Source organism: Corynebacterium sp. 122RC1, from assembly GCF_024580955.1.
GTDB lineage: Bacteria > Actinomycetota > Actinomycetes > Mycobacteriales > Mycobacteriaceae > Corynebacterium > Corynebacterium kozikiae.
The window spans coordinates 38,989-55,695 of sequence record NZ_JANIKD010000006.1 but is presented as its reverse complement, the minus strand read 5'-3'; the positions used below and the strand labels follow the sequence as shown (position 1 = coordinate 55,695).

Genomic DNA, 16,707 nt, shown 5'->3' with positions numbered 1-16,707 from the left:
GCAGATTGTGAATCGAGACCGCAGCTTCAGCCACATCACCCGCCTCGCTGTGGGTTCCACGCTCGCCGCACTCCTGCTCAGCGCCTGCGGCACCTCAGTGGAGTCCAAGCTCAACACCGAGGAACTCACCGGCGCCATGGGCAACGCCACCCCGGTTGCCTCCCCTGCTTCGAACACCCCCGACGGCGAGGTTCTCGAACTCGGCGAGAAGCTGGCGGAAATCGAGGTGATCGGGCAGACGCTTGCCGTGCGAAGCCAGGATGGCCTCAAGCTCGGCACCCTGGAGGAGTTTCGCGCTGACGACGCAGCCAGCATCACACTCCCAAGCGAATGCGGGCGCGTTGCGGCCTCCAGCGGGAAATTTGTGCTCGCCTGTGGCCAAAGCGCATACCTGATTGACCCTGCTGATACGCAACTCCCCTCACCCATTGATCTGGGTGGGTCCTACGACCTCGCCGTGCTCAGTAGTGACGCCAACATCATCGCCGCTTCCACCCAGACAAACCAGGCGGTAGTGGTTCCTGCAGACGGTTCAGATGAGGCCGCGAAGCCCTTCGCAGTGGAAGGCACCACCTCCCAACTGGCCTTGAGCACTCGCCCCGATGGCAGCGACGCCGTGGTGCGAATCAACCGCGAAAAGACCCTCATCCAAGACATCGAACTTGAAGAACACCGCGCCGGGGCGATGCTGCGCGTCGGTTTAGGTGTAGGCGAGATCTCCGCAGGTGAGCAAGGCATGTTCCTGGCCGCGGACACCGTGGGCAACCAGCTCGCCGTGTACCAGTCCTTGGATTTCATCCGCCTTCACCAAACCACCCCCGTAGCAGAAGGCCCGTGGTCCACCGCCTGGGATGCCCAGGGCCAGCGAGCCTTGGTTGCCTCCACCGGAACAAACACCCTGTCCTCCTACCGGCTCAACACCGGCACCCCGGAGCTGGACGCAACCTGGGAAACCATTGCAGACGCCCAACACCTCGCCGTTGTGGGCAATCAGGTGGTGCTGAGCTCCGCGAGCGGGGCCGGATTGCAAATCATCGACCTTTAACACCCCCCCGAAAGACGTTTCACCCGCAGCACAAGAGGAGAAAACCTATGCCATCATTCCATGACCTGCGTGTCCGTGCATACCAAATGGCACTTCGCGGCATGTTCAAGCTATCCCCGGAGCGCATCCACGGCATCATCTCCCAGGGCATGCACGGGCTGCAGGTAGCCGCTCCGCTGCGCACTGCTGTAGGCAAGGTCGTGAGTGTGGATGACCCAATCCTGAGCCAGGAAGTCTTCGGGGTGCGCTTCCCGGCACCCCTTGGCCTTGCGGCGGGCTTCGACAAGAACGGTGAGGCGCCGGACGCGTGGGCGTCGGTAGGCTTTGGCTACGCGGAGCTGGGCACCGTGACTGCCTCCCCGCAGCCTGGCAACCCCACGCCGAGGCTGTTCCGCCTGCCGCAGGACAAAGCGATTCTCAACCGCATGGGCTTCAACAACGCGGGTGCAGCCGAAGTTGCGCAGAACCTGCGCCGCCGCAGCAGCGACGCCGTAATTGGCATCAACATCGGCAAAACCAAGGTTGTGCCTGCTGAAGGAGCGGTGGATGATTATCGCCGCTCGGCATCATTGCTTGGTGACCTCGCGGATTACCTGGTGGTGAACGTCTCCTCCCCCAACACCCCAGGGCTTCGGGATTTGCAGGCAGTGGAGTCTTTGCGCCCAATCCTTAGCGCAGTGCAGGAGGCAACACAGGTGCCGGTGCTGGTGAAGATCGCCCCGGATCTGAGCGACGAGGACGTGGACGCAGTGGCGGACCTTGCCTTGGAGCTCGGGCTGGCCGGCATCGTGGCAACGAACACCACCATCTCCCGCGAGGGACTGAACACCCCGAAGGCCGAGGTGGAAGCCATGGGCGCAGGTGGCATTTCTGGTGCCCCGGTGGCCGAGCGCGCAATGCAAGTGCTGGAACGCCTGCATGAACGCGTGGGTGGGCGCCTGGTTCTCATTGGCGTTGGCGGTATTTCCACTCCGCAGCAGGCCTGGGAGCGCATCGCTGCGGGTGCCTCGCTTCTGCAGGGCTACACCGGCATGATTTACGGTGGGCCGGACTGGATCCGTGACATCCACCTGGGCATCGCCAAGCAACTGCGCGCACATGGGCTGAACAGCATTGACCAAGCGGTGGGCTCCAAATTGCCGTGGACTTTGGGCTAACTAGAGCTGAAAAACGCTGGCCGGGAACCTTCCGACCAGCATTTTCTTCTTAGCTTCCGCTCATTGCCTACCCGCAGCGCTATTGCGGATGAGGATCGCTCCGAGGAACGCACCCACGGCGTAGAGAAGGAGCCAGTATTGCTGCCAATATGCAAAAGGCTCGTTTGGGATAAAGCGCCCCAAAACCACCAACAGTAATGCTACCGCGAGGGCGACTACCTTCACGATCCCACCCTCATCCTTGCGGTTCATCGTGGCAAAGCCGCCGAGCAGGGCAATTGCCAGAATGATGAGGAGGAAGCGTGGCGTGACGGGGAATGGCGCCATCCATCCGTCGGTGAACACTGAGATCACGCCGAAGATGAACATTGCAAACGCAACTGCCACTAATGCACCACCAACGCGGAAACCCTTGGAGATGGGAGCCTGCCTTGGAGAATCATTAGTCATTCTGGTACCAGCCCCACAGCACGGTGCGCGCAATTGAGTGGAAGTACAGGTTGAAGCCCAACACCGTTGGGGTGGCATCAGCGGGGATATCGAGCTCCTCGACGTCTACGGCGTGCACAGCGAAGAGGTAGCGGTGCGGGCCGTGGCCTGCTGGGGGCTGCGGACCGTAGTAGCCAACCTTTCCGGAGTCACCCTTCAAGGTGAGGGCCAGCTCAGCAGTGCCGGCGCCTTGGGCGAGCTCGGTGGTGCTCACCGGGATGTTGCACACGGCCCAGTGCCAGAAACCAGCCGCGGTAGGGGCGTCCGGGTCAAAGCAGGTGATTGCGATGGACTTGGTGCCTTCTGGCAGGTCAGACCACGCGAGGTGGGGGGAAACGTCGTTTCCACCCAGGTGCTGCTCCGCGATCTTGGCACCGTTTTCCAAGTCGTGAGACACCAAAGTGAACGTGGGGAGATCCTTCAGCGGGGCGTAAGGATCTGGCCCCGGGAAGCGGGAATCTTGTGCATAGTCACTCATACGTTTCAGTTTTACAGCATTGCACTCGTGGAAGCGGTGCACTTCACACAGTTTGGTTACCCCCACTCCACCGCGCGTACAACTGTGCGTAGCGCCCGCCAAGTGCGAGCAGCTCCGCGTGCGTGCCATCTTCCACGATGCTCCCCTCACTCATCACCAGAATTCGGTCCGCGTCCACGGCTTGGTTAAGGCGGTGGGCCACCACGAGCGCGGTGGAACCCGCAACGATCCTGGTGGCTGCATCCTCCAACGCCTGGGCTGTATCGCTGCCGGCCTCACTGGTTGCCTCATCCAAAATGAGCACCTTCGGCTGTTTGAGCACCACCCTGGCTAGAGCGATGTGCTGGGCAATTTCGGGAGGGAGCTCGTGGTGATTAGCCCCCACGAGTGTGTCTAACGCCTGAGGGAACGCGCGCTGGAACGCCACACTTTCCTGATCCAACCCTGCCTCGGCGAGGGCGTGCAACAGGTGTTCGTCGGAAGCCTCTGGAGCCGCCAGGCGCAAGTCCTCGCGTAGCGTGCCGGAGAACACGTGATTTTCCTGAGACACCAGGGTGATGTTTTGTGCCACCCAATCCGGGTCTACCTGGGCAATGTTGTGCTCGCCCACCGTGATGCTGCCCTCGGTGGGGGCATGCAGGCCGGCGATCAACTGTGCCAGGGTGGATTTTCCCGCTCCGGACGTGCCCACCAGCGCCGTGGTGCTGCCGGGGGCCAGGGTGAGGTTCAGTCCTTCGAGCACCTTGGCGCCATGGCTGTAGGCAAAACCCAGGTTTGACATCCGGATTTCCACCGGCTCGTTGAGTGGCTCGGGGTAAGGGAGGTTCTTTTCGGGGTTGATCGTTGCCAGCGCAACCACGCGCCCCAGGGAGGTAAAAGACTGCTGGATTTCCCCGGTAAAGAACATCACGTTGAAGATGTGCACTTCCGCGCGGAAGACCAAAAACACCGCTGCCGACGCCTGGCCCAAGGTAATCGCGTCCTCCTGGACCAGCCAGATCGCAGCGAACAGCACGCCTAGGAACCACAGGGCGTAGGCGAGTTGGCCGAATTGCAGCAACCGGAGAATGAGCGGCAGTTTGGTTGCCTCGGCGCGGACTGCTACCCAGGAGTCGCGTTCAAAGCGCTGTGCAGCCCAGGTGCCGAACCCAAACGCGCGAATTGTGCCGAGGCCGCGCAGCGTATCCAATTGCGTTGCGTTACGGCGCGACTCCGCCACAGACACCGAATTGGCGTACTCCGGCAGCCTCACAATCACGGCGCGCACGGGCAAGTACATAATGGCGATCATCAGGACTACCACCAGGCCGAAGCGCCAATCCAACAAGACCAGGGAAATGAAGGTCATCGGGAGGAGGAACGCGGTGAGGAAGATCCTCTGGCCAATCCAGCCGAAAATCCGCAGCGGTTCTTCAATGTCCCTGGTCATGCGGGTGATCACGTTGCCTGTACCCAGCTCCATGATCGCGGGAATTGGCGCCTGCAATACCGCGTGCAGGGTTTTCCGCCGAAGATCCACCGCCAAGGTGCGTAACTTTTTGCCAATGAAATAGCTCGAAGCTGCCCTGCCCAAGGCATCCGCCAAGAAGAGTAGACACACCGTGACAATGACCCCAACGAGCGCATCAGTGCCTTCACCGAAGGGCCACACCGGGGTGCCCGTGACCACATCCACTGAGTAGCCGAGCACCGTGGTGGTGGACACCATAAAGCTCAACACCACGAGGTTGAGCAAGCTCATCCCCAACCACCACTTGCGGTTGAGCGGATGATCCAAGGTTGCCAGGTAGCGCAAAACTTCACGGACGCTCGCCGGCTTGAGGCTATCCTGCAGCAGGCTGTCCTGGTGTGTTTCAGGAGACGTCATTGCTTCCACAACCTCGAATTCGTCAGCACAATAGTGGTCTTTCCGGCCCGAAACTCCTTCACGTTGCGCACCACCTTGTCCAAGGTCAAAGCATCCAAGCCGGTGGTGGGATCATCCAACAGCAACACCTTTGGCTGAGCCAACAACGCCCTGGCCAAGGCCACGCGCTGGCGCTGGCCGCCCGAAAGATTCAGGCCGGCCTCCCCCACCGGAGTGCTGGGCAGCGCGCCGTCCGGCCCGAAGCCGCCGAGCCTGCGTACCACGTCCTGCGCACAGGCCGCCTCCAGCGCCGCGTGCACCTGCGTATCACTGTGTTGGCCCAAAGGATCCACATTTTCGCGCAGCGTAGCCTCGAACAAATGCGCCTGGTGCGGGGGCGCAAGCACGCCCGGAAGGGCGCGCAACGCAGCGGCCCGTTCCTGGGAACGCGCGTCCTGCGGCCACACCTCAAGCCCGGCGCTGCCCTCATGCGGCAGAGCGACGTTAGTGGCTGCGGCGGTGGCGGCGTCGTCACCGCTTTTCGCCGCACCGTACAACGTTTCGATCCTGCCCGCCGAGGCCACACCGCGCGCCCACCAGTTCACCGCCAGGTCGAGGCTCTTGCCCAACGCATCGAATGCGGGCGGGGCGAGCATGGTGATGGTGAGGAACTCGCCGGCGGTGAATTCGCCGCGGGCCAGCTTGATGCCGGAATATGCGGCCACCACGCCCATGCACAAGGCCGGGACAATCTGGCGGATAAAGCCCAATTTGGACACCAGGGCGTTTTCCTGCAGGCCCAACTTCAACGCGAGCTCAAGCTTGCGCTCGAACTGTGCCTGGGAAGTCTCAACGGCGCCTAGGCCCTTGACCACCCGCGACCCCTGCGCCAAATCGGTGGCGAAGCCCGCGGCATCTGCCTCGGCTTGGCGACGCCGCTGCGCAATTCCCGTGACCGGAGAAGACGTGAGAATACTTGCCGCCGCCGTCAGCGCTGCACCAGCGACGAACATCACCGCCACAACCCACGAAATCGGCCCAACCACCACCACGGCACCAAGCAGGTAGCCGATCATCATCACCGGAAAATTGAAGATCTCACGGGTTTCAGCAAGGGTAGCGACGTCCGCATCCACCGTGTTCACCACAGCACCCGGGCCCTCGGTGATCTCATCAGCGGAAAGCAAACGCCCGGTCAGCCACATCCGCAACCCATGCATAATCCTGCGGATCGAGAGCGTTCCAAATGCATCCGCCATCGCCTCAGCCCAAATTTGGAAGTAAAACAGCAGTACAAAGCCCCCGAGGATCCCCAGAGCCAAGAGCGGAGAACTGAGGGTGAAGTTATGGTCGATGATCCAACCCAGCAGCTTGGGCACCAGGGCCCCTAGGAGGGCGGAGACCACTATGCCGGAGATCGTGAGCGCAACCGCGCCGGGTTCACGAAACACCACGTTGCGTGCGAACTGCTTCGGTGTGCCAAACATCCAGGTATCGGTGGGCTGGGATTCCGCTGCCGTTTGTGGTTCTTTTTGCGGTGGTGGTTGGCTGGGAACGTACCAGCGCCACAAGCGCCACTGGCGGGCCGGACGTGCAGTATTCATGAATGGCAGATTAGCAAAAGGAAGAGTATGCAAAGGATTCCAGAGAGCGCTCTGCGGATGGCTGTGGGACTGTGAGGCTGTGGGACTGTGGGGCCAATTTGCGCGCGGGCGCGTTGGTCGATAGGACGCGTTGGTCGATAGCCCAAAGTCGATAGGACGCGTTTTTCCCAAAAATGGCCGTCCTATCGACCAACGCCACGGCCTATCGACTTTAACCTATCGACCAACGCCAAAGACGGCCCCAACAGCCGAAACCCAAACCCCCAATACCCAAGACCCAAATCCGGACCCAGGCTGTGCGGATCCCACCCACCAGCACCCCACAAACACACCTTTGACAAGGCGATTTGTGGTTACACGCGCATACCTTTATAGTTATGCAAGTGCCCAGCCGAAAGGCTGAACAACACCCAAAGCCCGGGTGGCGGAATGGCAGACGCGCTAGCTTGAGGTGCTAGTGTCCTACTAACGGACGTGGGGGTTCAAGTCCCCCCTCGGGCACAACATATCGAAGTCTCGCAGTACCCACCAGGGTGTTGCGAGATTTTTTGTTCACCTACACCCCTTGCCGCCGAAGGGCACCATGGACCACACACGGATCACGCAGAAAGACCTGGCCACCACACTTCGCGTGCTTGAAGCAGCCGCCGAGCTCAACCAGGACTCCCCCGAAGCCCAGCAGCTCCGAAAGGCACTTTCCGGTCTCTACAAACAGTGGAAGAAGGCGCGCCGCCAGGAGGCCAAACAGGAACGCCGCAACGCTGACGAACAGATCCTCCGTCGCACCGCCACAGCCAGCGCCAATCGAGTAGACGACGAAACCGCCGGACTCCTCATCTCCCCCTTGGGCCAAAAGCCGGTTGCGCTCGAAGCCGGCGCGGTAGCCACGCCGCACGGGTTCGCCGGCAAGCTCCGGAAAGCGCAGAACTGCTACGTCTGCAAGAAGCCCTACACCTTAGTGGATAGCTTCCATCACCAGCTCTGCCCGGATTGCGCCGCGGACAATCGCCTGCGCCGCGAGGCCTCCGTGGACCTCAGCGGCAGGCGCGCCCTCCTCACCGGCGGACGGGCAAAAATCGGCATGTATATCGCGTTGAAGCTGCTGCGCGACGGCGCCGACCTCACCATCACCACCCGCTTCCCCGCCGACGCCGCCCGCAGGTTCGCCGCAGTAGCCGACTCCTCCGAGTGGCTGCACCGCCTGAACGTCGTTGGCATTGACCTGCGTAACCCCGCTCGCGTCGCCGAGTTCGCGGAAGACTTCGCCAAAGCACCCGTAGACATCCTGATCAACAACGCCGCGCAGACAGTCCGGCGCAGCCCCGGAGCCTACAGTGGGCTTATCGACGCCGAGCAGGCCGCACTCACCGGCGCCGCAGCGGAGGTCAAGGTGCTGAGCTACGGCCCCACCCACAATTTGCACCCCCAACAGCTCGAAAGCGCCACCGCAGCGCAACGCTGGGTAGACGAGAGCATGCTCGCGCTGCAGGCCGGGGCACACACGGAGCAAACCGTAGACGCAGGTGGGTTAATCCCTGATTTGGTGAGCCACAACTCCTGGGTGGCCAAGGTGGGCGAGGTCGATCCTATTGAAATGCTCGAGGTGCAACTCTGCAATGCCACTGCCCCGTTCATTTTGCTGAACCGGCTGCGCCCGGCGCTCATCGCAGCGAAGGCGCGGAGGAAGTATGTGGTTAACGTTTCGGCGATGGAAGGCGTGTTCGGCCGCGGCTATAAGGGGCCCGGGCACCCACACACCAACATGGCGAAAGCCGCGCTCAACATGCTCACCCGGACAGTGGCCGGGGAGCTCGTGGAGCACGGCGTGCTGGTCACCGCCGTGGACACTGGGTGGATTACGGACGAACGCCCGCACACCACCAAGCAGCGCCTCCACAAGGAGGGATTCCGCGCCCCGCTCGACCTCGTTGATGGAGCCGCCAGGGTGTACGACCCCATCGTGCAGGGCGAAAACGGCGTGGACCTCTACGGCTGTTTCCTTAAGGATTACCGCCCTCATCCGTGGTAACGCCGTCGAAGGCATCCAGCACCCGCTGCGCCGCGAGCGTTGGGGTGATCTGGGCGTCGCGGAGCTGGCGTTCCGCCAACTTCGAGGCGCTGATGACGTCCGGGTTCGTGTTGAGGCGCTGGAGCAGGGTTTCGTGCACCATGGACCACATCCACTGCACCTGCTGTTCGCGGCGGTTGTGCTCAAAGCGGCCTGATTCCAGCATCACCGCGTGGTGATCCTGAACCACCTGCCAAAAATCATCAATTCCCTGGTGCTCAATCGCGGAAATGGTGATGGTGGGTGGATGCCAGAGCGCGTCCTCCTGGCGGACCATGCGCATGGCTGCGGCCAGCTCGCGCGCAGCGCGTTTGGCGTTTTTCAGATTGGGGCCGTCGGCTTTGTTAATGGCGATGAGATCCGCCATCTCCAGCACACCCTTCTTGATGCCTTGGAGCTGGTCGCCGGCTCCGGCGAGTGCGAGGAAGGTGAAGCAGTCCACCATCTGGCTCACCGCCACCTCGGATTGGCCCACGCCTACGGTTTCTACCAGGATGACGTCGTAACCTGCGGCTTCAAAGACCACCATGGATTCCCTGGTTGCCTTGGCTACGCCGCCGAGTGTGCCCGCGGAGGGTGAGGGACGGATGAAGGCATCGTCCTCGCGGGCCAGCTTTGCCATACGGGTCTTGTCACCCAGGATCGATCCACGGGTCTTGGTGGAGGATGGATCGATGGCGAGCACCGCCACCTTGTGACCGTCGTTGATGAGTTTCATGCCGAGCGCCTCAATGAACGTGGACTTGCCCACGCCTGGTACGCCGGTGATGCCAACTCGCAAGGCGTTGCCGGAAAACGGCAGCAAGCGGACCAGCAGCTCTTGGGCGAGCACACGGTGCGCCGGCGCGGTGGATTCCAGCAGGGTGATTGCCCGAGACATCAGGGTCCGGTTGCGGCTGCGCACTCCTTCAAAGAGCTCGTCGATGTCTATGCGCCTGCGTGCGCGCTTGATCACCTCCGGGGCCACTGCGGTTGCCTCACCGAGGTCGGTTCCCGCGGTGGTGAGCAGCGATCCTAGGTGGTGTTCCAAAAACTCGTTCATGGTGGGGTGCTCCTTGAATGTGGCAACACCGGCCCCGCACATGTTCATGAGGGGCCGGTGTGTTCGAGGTGGACTACCTGCTGGTATGACTCAGCGACTGCTAGACGTCGAGTTCAATACCAAGGTTGGCTGCCAGCTTGGTCAGCATGTCGATCGCCGACTCCGCAACCACGGTGCCTGGTGGGTAGATTGCCACGGCACCGTCGTCGTAGAGCTCTTGGAAATCGCCCGGTGGGATCACGCCACCAACCACGATCATGATGTCCTCTCGGCCAAGTTTGGCCAGCTCCTCCTTAAGCGCAGGCACCAGGGTGAGGTGGCCTGCGGCGAGGGAGGACACGCCGACGACGTGGACGTCGGCATCCACAGCCGCGCGGGCTGCCTCGGCTGGGGTCTGGAACAGCGGTCCGACGTCTACGTCCATGCCGAGGTCAGCGTATGCGGATGCAACGACCTTCTGGCCGCGGTCGTGGCCGTCCTGGCCCATCTTGGCGATGAAGATGCGTGGGCGGCGGCCTTCCTCAGCCTCAAAGGCGTCAGCCATTCGGATGGCCTTCTCCACGTTATCCACGGTGCCCTCCTTGCCAACTTCTTCCTTGTACACGCCGGAAAGCGTGCGGATCTCAGCCTCGTGGCGGCCAAAGACCTTCTCCAAGGCGTCAGAGATCTCACCGACGGTTGCCTTTGCGCGAGCGGCGTCCACGGAGAGCTTGAGCAGGTTTTGCTCCAGGTCACCTGGCTCCTTGTGCTCGTTTTGGGCTGCGGCGGTCAGGGCGTCGAGTGCGCGCTGCACCTCTGCCTCATCGCGCTCTGCACGGAGCTGCTCGAGCTTTGCGATCTGCTCTGCACGCACCTTGGTGTTGTCCACCTTGAGCACTTCAATCTGCTCGTCTTCCTCAACCACGTACTTGTTCACGCCGATCAGGGCCTGGCGGCCGGAGTCAATGCGTGCCTGGGTACGGGCAGCGGATTCCTCGATGCGCAGCTTGGGGATGCCCTCGATGGTTGCCTGGGCCATACCACCCGCGGCCTCCACCTCTTCGATGTGCTTGCGTGCACGCTCAACGAGCTGCTCGGTGAGCCACTCGATGTAGTAGGAGCCGGCCCAAGGATCAACAGGGGCGGTGGTGCCGGATTCCTGTTGCAGCAGCAACTGGGTATTGCGGGCGATGCGAGCAGAGAAGTCCGTTGGCAGCGCCAGTGCCTCGTCCAGTGCATTGGTGTGCAGGGACTGGGTGTGGCCCTGGGTTGCGCCCATTGCTTCGATGGCGGTGCGGGCCACGTTGTTGAAGACGTCCTGGGCGGTCAGGGACCAACCGGAGGTCTGGGAGTGGGTACGCAGAGACTGCGACTTGGGGTTCTTTGGATCGAACTTGGCAACCAGTTCGCTCCACAGCAGGCGGCCAGCGCGCAGCTTTGCGATCTCCATGAAGGTGTTCATGGAAATGCCCCAGAAGAAGGAGAGGCGTGGTGCGAACTTGTCTACGTCCAGGCCCACTTCCTTGCCTGCACGGATGTACTCAATACCATCAGCCAGGGTGTATGCCAGCTCCAGGTCAGCGGTCGCACCAGCTTCCTGGATGTGATAGCCGGAGATGGAGATGGAGTTGAAGCGAGGCATCTTCAAGGAGGTGTACTCGAAGATGTTGGAGATGATCCTCATGGAGGGCTTTGGTGGGTAAATGTAGGTGTTACGCACCATGAACTCTTTGAGGATGTCGTTCTGGATGGTGCCGGCGAGCTGCTCCGGCGGCACGCCCTGCTCCTCAGCGGCAACGATGTACAGCGCCAGAATTGGCAGCACCGCGCCGTTCATGGTCATGGACACGGAAACGTTGCCCAGGTCAATGCCCTCGAAGAGCTGGCGCATGTCCAGGATCGAGTCGATGGCAACGCCGGCCATACCGACGTCACCAACTACGCGCTCATTGTCGGAGTCGTATCCACGGTGGGTGGCCAGGTCGAAGGCCACGGAGAGGCCCTTTTGGCCGGCGGCGAGGTTACGACGGTAGAAGGCGTTGGACTCCGCAGCAGTGGAGAAGCCAGCGTACTGGCGGATGGTCCACGGCTGGTTGGTGTACATCGTGGGGTATGGGCCACGCATGAACGGTGGCATACCGGGGAAGGAATCGAGCTGCTCGGCGGCCACGGAATCATCGCGGTCCTCGCGGTTGAACACGCGGGGGACGTCGATGCCTTCAGGGGTGGTCCACACCTGCTCGCGCAGCGCGGCGGCGTCGGTAGCGCCGGAGTGCTCTGGGGTTGCTGGGGTCTGTGCAAAATTCGGGATGGTGCTCATGGTGGCTTACGCTCCCAACTTTTCAAGCAGCGCTTCAAGCTCTGCGGCTGCGTCGATCTTTAGGTTGAGGTAACCGTCTGCGGTGAACTCATCGTTCGGTGCGCCCGCAACGAGGATGTGCTCCACACCTGCGGCGCGCAGGGCCTCGAAGGCCTCCTTGCCGTTGGCCACATACTCGGCGTCAGTACCGCAGATCACTGCGATTGGCGCAGCCTTGGCTGCCTCATCAAATTCAGGGGTACCAGGCACAACTTGGCCTGGGTTCAAAGCCTCAATGCCGCCAGAAGCCAGCAGGTTGGTGGCAAAGCCGGTGCGGATGTTGTGCTTGGCCAACGGGCCAAGTGGGATCAGGGCGATCCGTGGGCGGTTGCCCTTGACCTCCTGGAAAGCGTCCGAACGGTTGCGCATAGCTTCGAACTGCGCTGCCCAGCGGCGCACATGGGTTGGCTCCACGCGGAGGTCCGCAGGAAGCGCGGCCTCTGCAAGGTTCGGGAACTCGTTGATTGCGGTGAGCTTCTTGGTGCGGTGCGCGATGTCATTGCGCACCTTCTCATGGGAAGCATCCAGCAGTTCCTTTACTGCACCCGCCTCAACGGCCTGAGCAAAGCCACCCTTGGACTCGATATCCTGGAACACCGCCCAAGCCTTCTCGGCGAGCTGGTTGGTGAGCTGCTCCACGTAGTAGGAACCGCCGGCTGGGTCGATCACGTGGCCCAGGTGGGACTCTTCCAGGAGCAACAGGTTGGTGTTGCGGGCAATGCGGTGCGCAAACGTGCGGGAGGTGTTGGGCAGGCCACCTGGGATTGCCCAGTCGAAGGTGAGCACCTCAACATCGGTAGCGCCACCCACACCGCCTGCGAAGGCGGCCACAGTGGAACGCAACATGTTCACCCATGGATCGCGCTGGCTGAACATCACCGGTGCGGTCAGGGCATGCTGTGGTGCGCAGCCGTGCTCAGCGGCACCCAGCACCTCTGCAACGCGAGCCCACAGGGTACGGGCGGCACGCAGCTTGGAGATCTGCGCAAATTGGTCATCGCTGACCGCGTAGCGGAAGGAAAGCTGGCCCAGAGCCTGCTCGACGCTCAGGCCGGCATCTGTCAGAGCGCGCAGGTAATCCACACCCGCGGCGATTGCGAGGCCGATTTCCTCGCCATCAGTTGCACCCTGGTTGGAAAGCGATACGGCGTCCACCAGAATCGCCCGGGTGTTTTCCCGGTTTGCAGCCTCTTTTGCCAGTTCCACAGCGGCGTCAAGATCCACAGATGGGGAGCCATCAACCAAAGAAGTCAGCGGCGAGGCGCCGAGCTCCAGACGCACCGGGGTGCCCTCTTGCGCGTCGACAAGCTCGTAAAGTGCCTGAGCCTGCTTCGCGGTAGCCACACCTGCGTTCAGGCGGACGGGTGCGTACTGGAACAGCACACCCTTGAGCAGCTCGGCAAGGATTGGCTCGCCGTAGATGACGAGGTCAGTGGTGCCGTTTTCCAGAGCCGCGAGCAGCTCAGCGTTTGTTGCGTTTGCGCCGAAGGATTCGGTGACGCCCCAGCCCACGCCCTCTTGTGCGCCAGCGCCGGCTGCTGCGCGGGTGAATGGGAACTCACCTGGTGCTGCTGCCTCGCGAACTTCATCGACGCGGTTGTAGAGGGGGTTGACTTCAATGCCGTCATAGGTGGTCCGAACGAGCTTGCGCCACACATCAAGAGGAACGTCTGCAACGTCCTTCTTTTGAATGCGCGCAAACACGCTGGCCACAGATTTGTACCAAGCCTGCTGCTTGGCTTCGAATTCCTCGGTTTGGGTAAATCGTGTGTCAGTCACGAGTGGACCCTCTCCCCTTTTTGGTTCATTCAGGCTCCACATCCGCCACAGATGAGCAGAGAAGAGCACGGACAAAACTGTGAATTGTTGGCAAATTTGTGGCGCAAAGGCACAGGGCAACCACGGGGTGACCGGCGCCTCACAGCACGTTTTAGAGTGTAGCCGCAAAGCCACGGGATTTTTCTTCAAACACCCCCCAAACAGACATGAACCCCAACCAAACCCACACCACCGCTAGAGTTATCCAAGGTGAACAGTTTTCTCGAGTTTCTCCGTGGAGTTTTTCGTGACGGATTCAACACCGTTGCAGCCTGGCCTGCGTGGAAGAAACTAGCGGTCAGCGCCGCCGGGACTGCCTTCGTGGCGATCACGGTGGTGGCAGACATCCCGAGCCTGCACACCCTCCAACAGTGGTCCATGCAGCAGGGCAGTTGGTTTGTGTTCAGCTTCTTTGCCCTCTACGTGGCCATCACTCAATTTCCCATCCCCCGCACCGTGCTCACATTGAGTTCCGGTGTGCTCTTTGGGCCTGCGCTCGGCGTCGGCGTCGCCCTTGCGGCAACCACCGTCTCCGCGCTGATTTCACTGCTCATCGTGCGCCGCCTGCTTGGCAACTGGATGCGTCCGCGCCTTGCCCATCCGGCGGTGCGCGGCGTCTCTCACCGGCTACACAAGCGGGGCTGGGCATCCATCACCGCACTCCGGATGATTGCGGCGGTGCCGTTTTCCATCCTCAATTATGTTGCAGCGCTCAGCCCCGTGCCTGCTCTTGGCTTCACCGTGGCTACGCTGGTGGGCTCCGCGCCGGGCACGGTGGTCACGGTACTGCTCGGCAACTCTCTAGCCACCGGTGCCGACACCCAAATCCTGCTTGCCACACTTGGCCTCGCGGCGCTGGGGATTCTGGGTTTGATCCTCGACACCCGCATTCCAGTCAAGCCCTGAGCGTAGACCTTGCTATGCTGTGGACATTATGTACGCACTGCATGCCCGTTATCGTGGCCGCGAACGCCGCCGCGCACAGTTTGTGACCCAATCAGCCAAAGCACTCTCCACCCTGGAGGGAGTCGGCGAATTCCAGGTGCTTGGCGTGGAGGACATCTCAGCGGAAATCCACACCGCCGCGGCTGTCACCGACACCACCATGGCGCTGCTATCCGCGGGCGACTGGGCAGTAAGCATCGCAGCCGTTGCCGGCGAAGGCTCGCCTCTGCCGGAACTTGGAGCGGCGTCCGACGCCCCCAGCGCCGCACAACTCCTCGCCCAACGGGAGCTCGGGGCGCATGCCCGCGCGGGAAGCGTGAAGGTGGCCATACAGGGTTACGGCCAGGGCGAGCAACAGCTCGCCAGCAACATCTCCGGCACTTTCACCATGCTCGCCTACATCCTGGCAAAGCGCACCGCGGAAGGCCGGGAGGCAACCAGCCTCATGCGCGCCGGCCTCAATCAGAATGAGGCCGCAGAAGAATTGGGGATCTCCAAGCAAGCGATGAGCCAGCGCTTACAGGCTGCCGGTTGGCAGGCTGAGTTGGCTGGCTATCAGATTGCGCTTTCGCTGCTGAGTCAGGCGCGCTAGTTCGTCTCTGTCCCCGGCTCCGTTTCAGCAGCAAGGTGCCGGGGCTGCTCAGTGGCTGTCGCGGAGGGGTTGCCGAATCCCTGGTCCTGCTCGAGCTGCTCGAGCTGCTTTGGCGCTATGGACGCATCAGCCTCAACATTGGCCTCAACATTGGGCACCGCGGTGTTAGCCACTGCTTCATCCACGGTTTGCTTGGCCACCTTGTTGGCCTCGGCGAGTGCGGCTTGGATTTCTGGGTTGCTGTTGGTGTTGAACCAGGCTTCGTGATCGTCCTCAGAGGCGATGTCCAGTGAGTGTTGATCCGCAGGGGTGGGTTCGTAGCGGAACACCCCGTCTTCGCCCTTGTTGGCCAGGGCCTTTGCAAACTGCTCCAGGGAATCCCCGAACTGCATTGGGATCATCCACATGGTGGACGCGGAGCCCTGGGCGAGCTGTGGCAACTTCTCTAGGTACTGGTAGGCCAGCACCTCTGGGGTCACCTGAGCGGCCTTGATGGCGGCGTTGACCTTCTGGATCGAGCGCGCCTCACCCTGTGCCTCCAACAGCTTTGCCGCACGGTGGCCCTCGGCGCGCAGAATGGTGGACTCGCGTTCTGCCTCCGCAGCCAGGATGGCTGCATGCTTGGAGCCCTCAGCCTCCAGGATCTGCGCTTGCTTTTCACCCTCAGCTGTGCGGATGTCCGCCTCGCGCTTACCCTCGGCCGCCAAGATGGTGGCGCGCTTCTCACGCTCCGCACGCATCTGCAGCTCCATGGCCTGCTGGATGGATGGTGGTGGATCAATTGCCTTGAGCTCCACGCGGGAAATGCGCAGGCCCCACTTGGTGGTGGCAGCGTCCAGCTCGCCGCGCAGGCGGCGGTTGATCATCTCACGGGACACGAGGGCGTCTTCCAGGGTGATGCCACCCACGACGTCACGAAGCGTCGCCACACTGATCTGCTCCACACCCACGATGTAGTTGTCCACGCCATAAATGGCGCGTTCGGGTTCGTTGATCTGGAAGGTCACCACGGTATCAATGGCCACCGTAATGTTGTCCTGGGTAATCACAGCCTGCGGCGGAAAGGACACCACGCGTTCACGGGTATCAACCCTGGCGCGCACGCGGTCCACGAAGGGCACAAGGAGAGAAATCCCGCCAGAAATGGTGCGGGTGTAACTTCCCAAGCGTTCGATCACCGCTGCTTCACCCTGTGGTACCAGCACAATCGAGCGAGCTACCACCACCAGTGCGAACAATAAGAGCACCGCGACAAAGATTAATTCAAAACTCACGTCGATCCTCA

At 61.9% G+C, this 16,707-nt stretch carries 13 protein-coding genes and 1 tRNA gene; 6 read left to right on the top strand and 8 right to left on the bottom strand.

Annotated features, from left to right (window positions below):
• The first annotated feature begins 7 nt into the window (after positions 1–7).
• Both NQ050_RS04545 and NQ050_RS04540 read left to right on the top strand, forming a co-directional pair.
• Entirely contained in the window at positions 8–1,045 is a 1,038-nt protein-coding gene (locus NQ050_RS04545) for a YncE family protein (RefSeq protein WP_257038098.1), read from the top strand.
• A gap of 47 nt (positions 1,046–1,092) precedes the next feature.
• Positions 1,093–2,202 carry a quinone-dependent dihydroorotate dehydrogenase gene (locus tag NQ050_RS04540; RefSeq protein ID WP_257038097.1) on the top strand — a complete coding sequence of 370 codons (1,110 nt, stop codon included), beginning with the start codon at positions 1,093–1,095 and terminating at the stop codon, positions 2,200–2,202.
• A 60-nt stretch (positions 2,203–2,262) separates the two neighbouring features.
• Here the strand turns inward: NQ050_RS04540 and NQ050_RS04535 are convergent, their stop codons facing one another.
• The 4 genes from NQ050_RS04535 to NQ050_RS11190 are packed head-to-tail and all read right to left on the bottom strand — an operon-like array spanning position 2,263 to position 6,619.
• Positions 2,263–2,652 carry a hypothetical protein gene (locus NQ050_RS04535; RefSeq protein WP_257038096.1) on the bottom strand — a complete coding sequence of 130 codons (390 nt, stop codon included), beginning with the start codon at positions 2,650–2,652 and terminating at the stop codon, positions 2,263–2,265.
• Complete coding sequence (locus NQ050_RS04530; protein ID WP_257038095.1) at positions 2,645–3,169, bottom strand: YbhB/YbcL family Raf kinase inhibitor-like protein; 525 nt, start codon at positions 3,167–3,169, stop codon at positions 2,645–2,647. Before NQ050_RS04530 ends, NQ050_RS04535 begins: the two co-directional genes overlap by 8 nt.
• Before the next feature lie 43 nt (positions 3,170–3,212).
• Positions 3,213–5,036, bottom strand: a complete 1,824-nt coding sequence (locus NQ050_RS04525) for an ABC transporter ATP-binding protein (protein ID WP_257038094.1) — start codon at positions 5,034–5,036, stop codon at positions 3,213–3,215.
• Positions 5,033–6,619, bottom strand: a complete 1,587-nt coding sequence (locus tag NQ050_RS11190) for an ABC transporter ATP-binding protein (RefSeq protein WP_306428473.1) — start codon at positions 6,617–6,619, stop codon at positions 5,033–5,035. Before NQ050_RS11190 ends, NQ050_RS04525 begins: the two co-directional genes overlap by 4 nt.
• A 415-nt stretch (positions 6,620–7,034) precedes the next feature.
• Here NQ050_RS11190 and NQ050_RS04510 point away from each other — a divergent pair.
• Positions 7,035–7,120: transfer RNA gene (locus tag NQ050_RS04510), tRNA-Leu, on the top strand.
• 82 nt (positions 7,121–7,202) lie between these two features.
• A complete protein-coding gene (locus NQ050_RS04505) occupies positions 7,203–8,648 on the top strand; it encodes an SDR family oxidoreductase (protein WP_257038093.1) in 1,446 nt (481 codons plus the stop codon).
• Here NQ050_RS04505 and meaB read toward each other — a convergent pair.
• From meaB to NQ050_RS04490, 3 genes are all read right to left on the bottom strand, one after another.
• Positions 8,620–9,729 carry a methylmalonyl Co-A mutase-associated GTPase MeaB gene (meaB, locus tag NQ050_RS04500; protein ID WP_257038092.1) on the bottom strand — a complete coding sequence of 370 codons (1,110 nt, stop codon included), beginning with the start codon at positions 9,727–9,729 and terminating at the stop codon, positions 8,620–8,622. The two genes, NQ050_RS04505 and meaB, sit on opposite strands and share 29 nt — an antisense overlap.
• A 100-nt stretch (positions 9,730–9,829) precedes the next feature.
• The gene (gene scpA, locus NQ050_RS04495; RefSeq protein WP_257038091.1) at positions 9,830–12,028 is read right to left on the bottom strand and encodes a methylmalonyl-CoA mutase; all 2,199 of its coding nucleotides are present in this window, start codon (positions 12,026–12,028) and stop codon (positions 9,830–9,832) included.
• Positions 12,029–12,034: 6 nt separating this feature from the next.
• Positions 12,035–13,846: a methylmalonyl-CoA mutase family protein gene (locus tag NQ050_RS04490; RefSeq protein ID WP_257038090.1), complete on the bottom strand. Its 1,812-nt coding sequence runs from the start codon at positions 13,844–13,846 to the stop codon at positions 12,035–12,037.
• Positions 13,847–14,095: 249 nt separating this feature from the next.
• On the opposite strand from NQ050_RS04490, the gene NQ050_RS04485 reads away from it, so the two are divergent.
• Together NQ050_RS04485 and NQ050_RS04480 are read left to right on the top strand one after the other, a co-directional pair.
• Entirely contained in the window at positions 14,096–14,791 is a 696-nt protein-coding gene (locus NQ050_RS04485) for a TVP38/TMEM64 family protein (protein WP_257038089.1), read from the top strand.
• A 28-nt stretch (positions 14,792–14,819) separates the two neighbouring features.
• Positions 14,820–15,422, top strand: coding sequence for a MarR family transcriptional regulator (locus NQ050_RS04480; RefSeq protein ID WP_257038088.1), 603 nt, complete (start codon positions 14,820–14,822; stop codon positions 15,420–15,422).
• Here the strand turns inward: NQ050_RS04480 and NQ050_RS04475 are convergent.
• Positions 15,419–16,702, bottom strand: a complete 1,284-nt coding sequence (locus tag NQ050_RS04475) for an SPFH domain-containing protein (RefSeq protein WP_257038169.1) — start codon at positions 16,700–16,702, stop codon at positions 15,419–15,421. The genes NQ050_RS04480 and NQ050_RS04475 overlap by 4 nt on opposite strands.
• Positions 16,703–16,707: the final 5 nt, after the last annotated feature.

What these genes read in the sequence shown, in the direction of transcription:
- NQ050_RS04535 (WP_257038096.1), bottom strand. Translation starts at nt 2,652, where the DNA reads ATGACTAATGATTCTCCAAGGCAGGCTCCCATCTCCAAGGGTTTCCGC.
- NQ050_RS04525 (WP_257038094.1), bottom strand. Translation starts at nt 5,036, where the DNA reads ATGACGTCTCCTGAAACACACCAGGACAGCCTGCTGCAGGATAGCCTC.
- NQ050_RS04530 (WP_257038095.1), bottom strand. Translation starts at nt 3,169, where the DNA reads ATGAGTGACTATGCACAAGATTCCCGCTTCCCGGGGCCAGATCCTTAC.
- NQ050_RS04540 (WP_257038097.1), top strand. Translation starts at nt 1,093, where the DNA reads ATGCCATCATTCCATGACCTGCGTGTCCGTGCATACCAAATGGCACTT.
- NQ050_RS04505 (WP_257038093.1), top strand. Translation starts at nt 7,203, where the DNA reads ATGGACCACACACGGATCACGCAGAAAGACCTGGCCACCACACTTCGC.
- NQ050_RS04480 (WP_257038088.1), top strand. Translation starts at nt 14,820, where the DNA reads ATGTACGCACTGCATGCCCGTTATCGTGGCCGCGAACGCCGCCGCGCA.
- scpA (WP_257038091.1), bottom strand. Translation starts at nt 12,028, where the DNA reads ATGAGCACCATCCCGAATTTTGCACAGACCCCAGCAACCCCAGAGCAC.
- NQ050_RS11190 (WP_306428473.1), bottom strand. Translation starts at nt 6,619, where the DNA reads ATGAATACTGCACGTCCGGCCCGCCAGTGGCGCTTGTGGCGCTGGTAC.
- meaB (WP_257038092.1), bottom strand. Translation starts at nt 9,729, where the DNA reads ATGAACGAGTTTTTGGAACACCACCTAGGATCGCTGCTCACCACCGCG.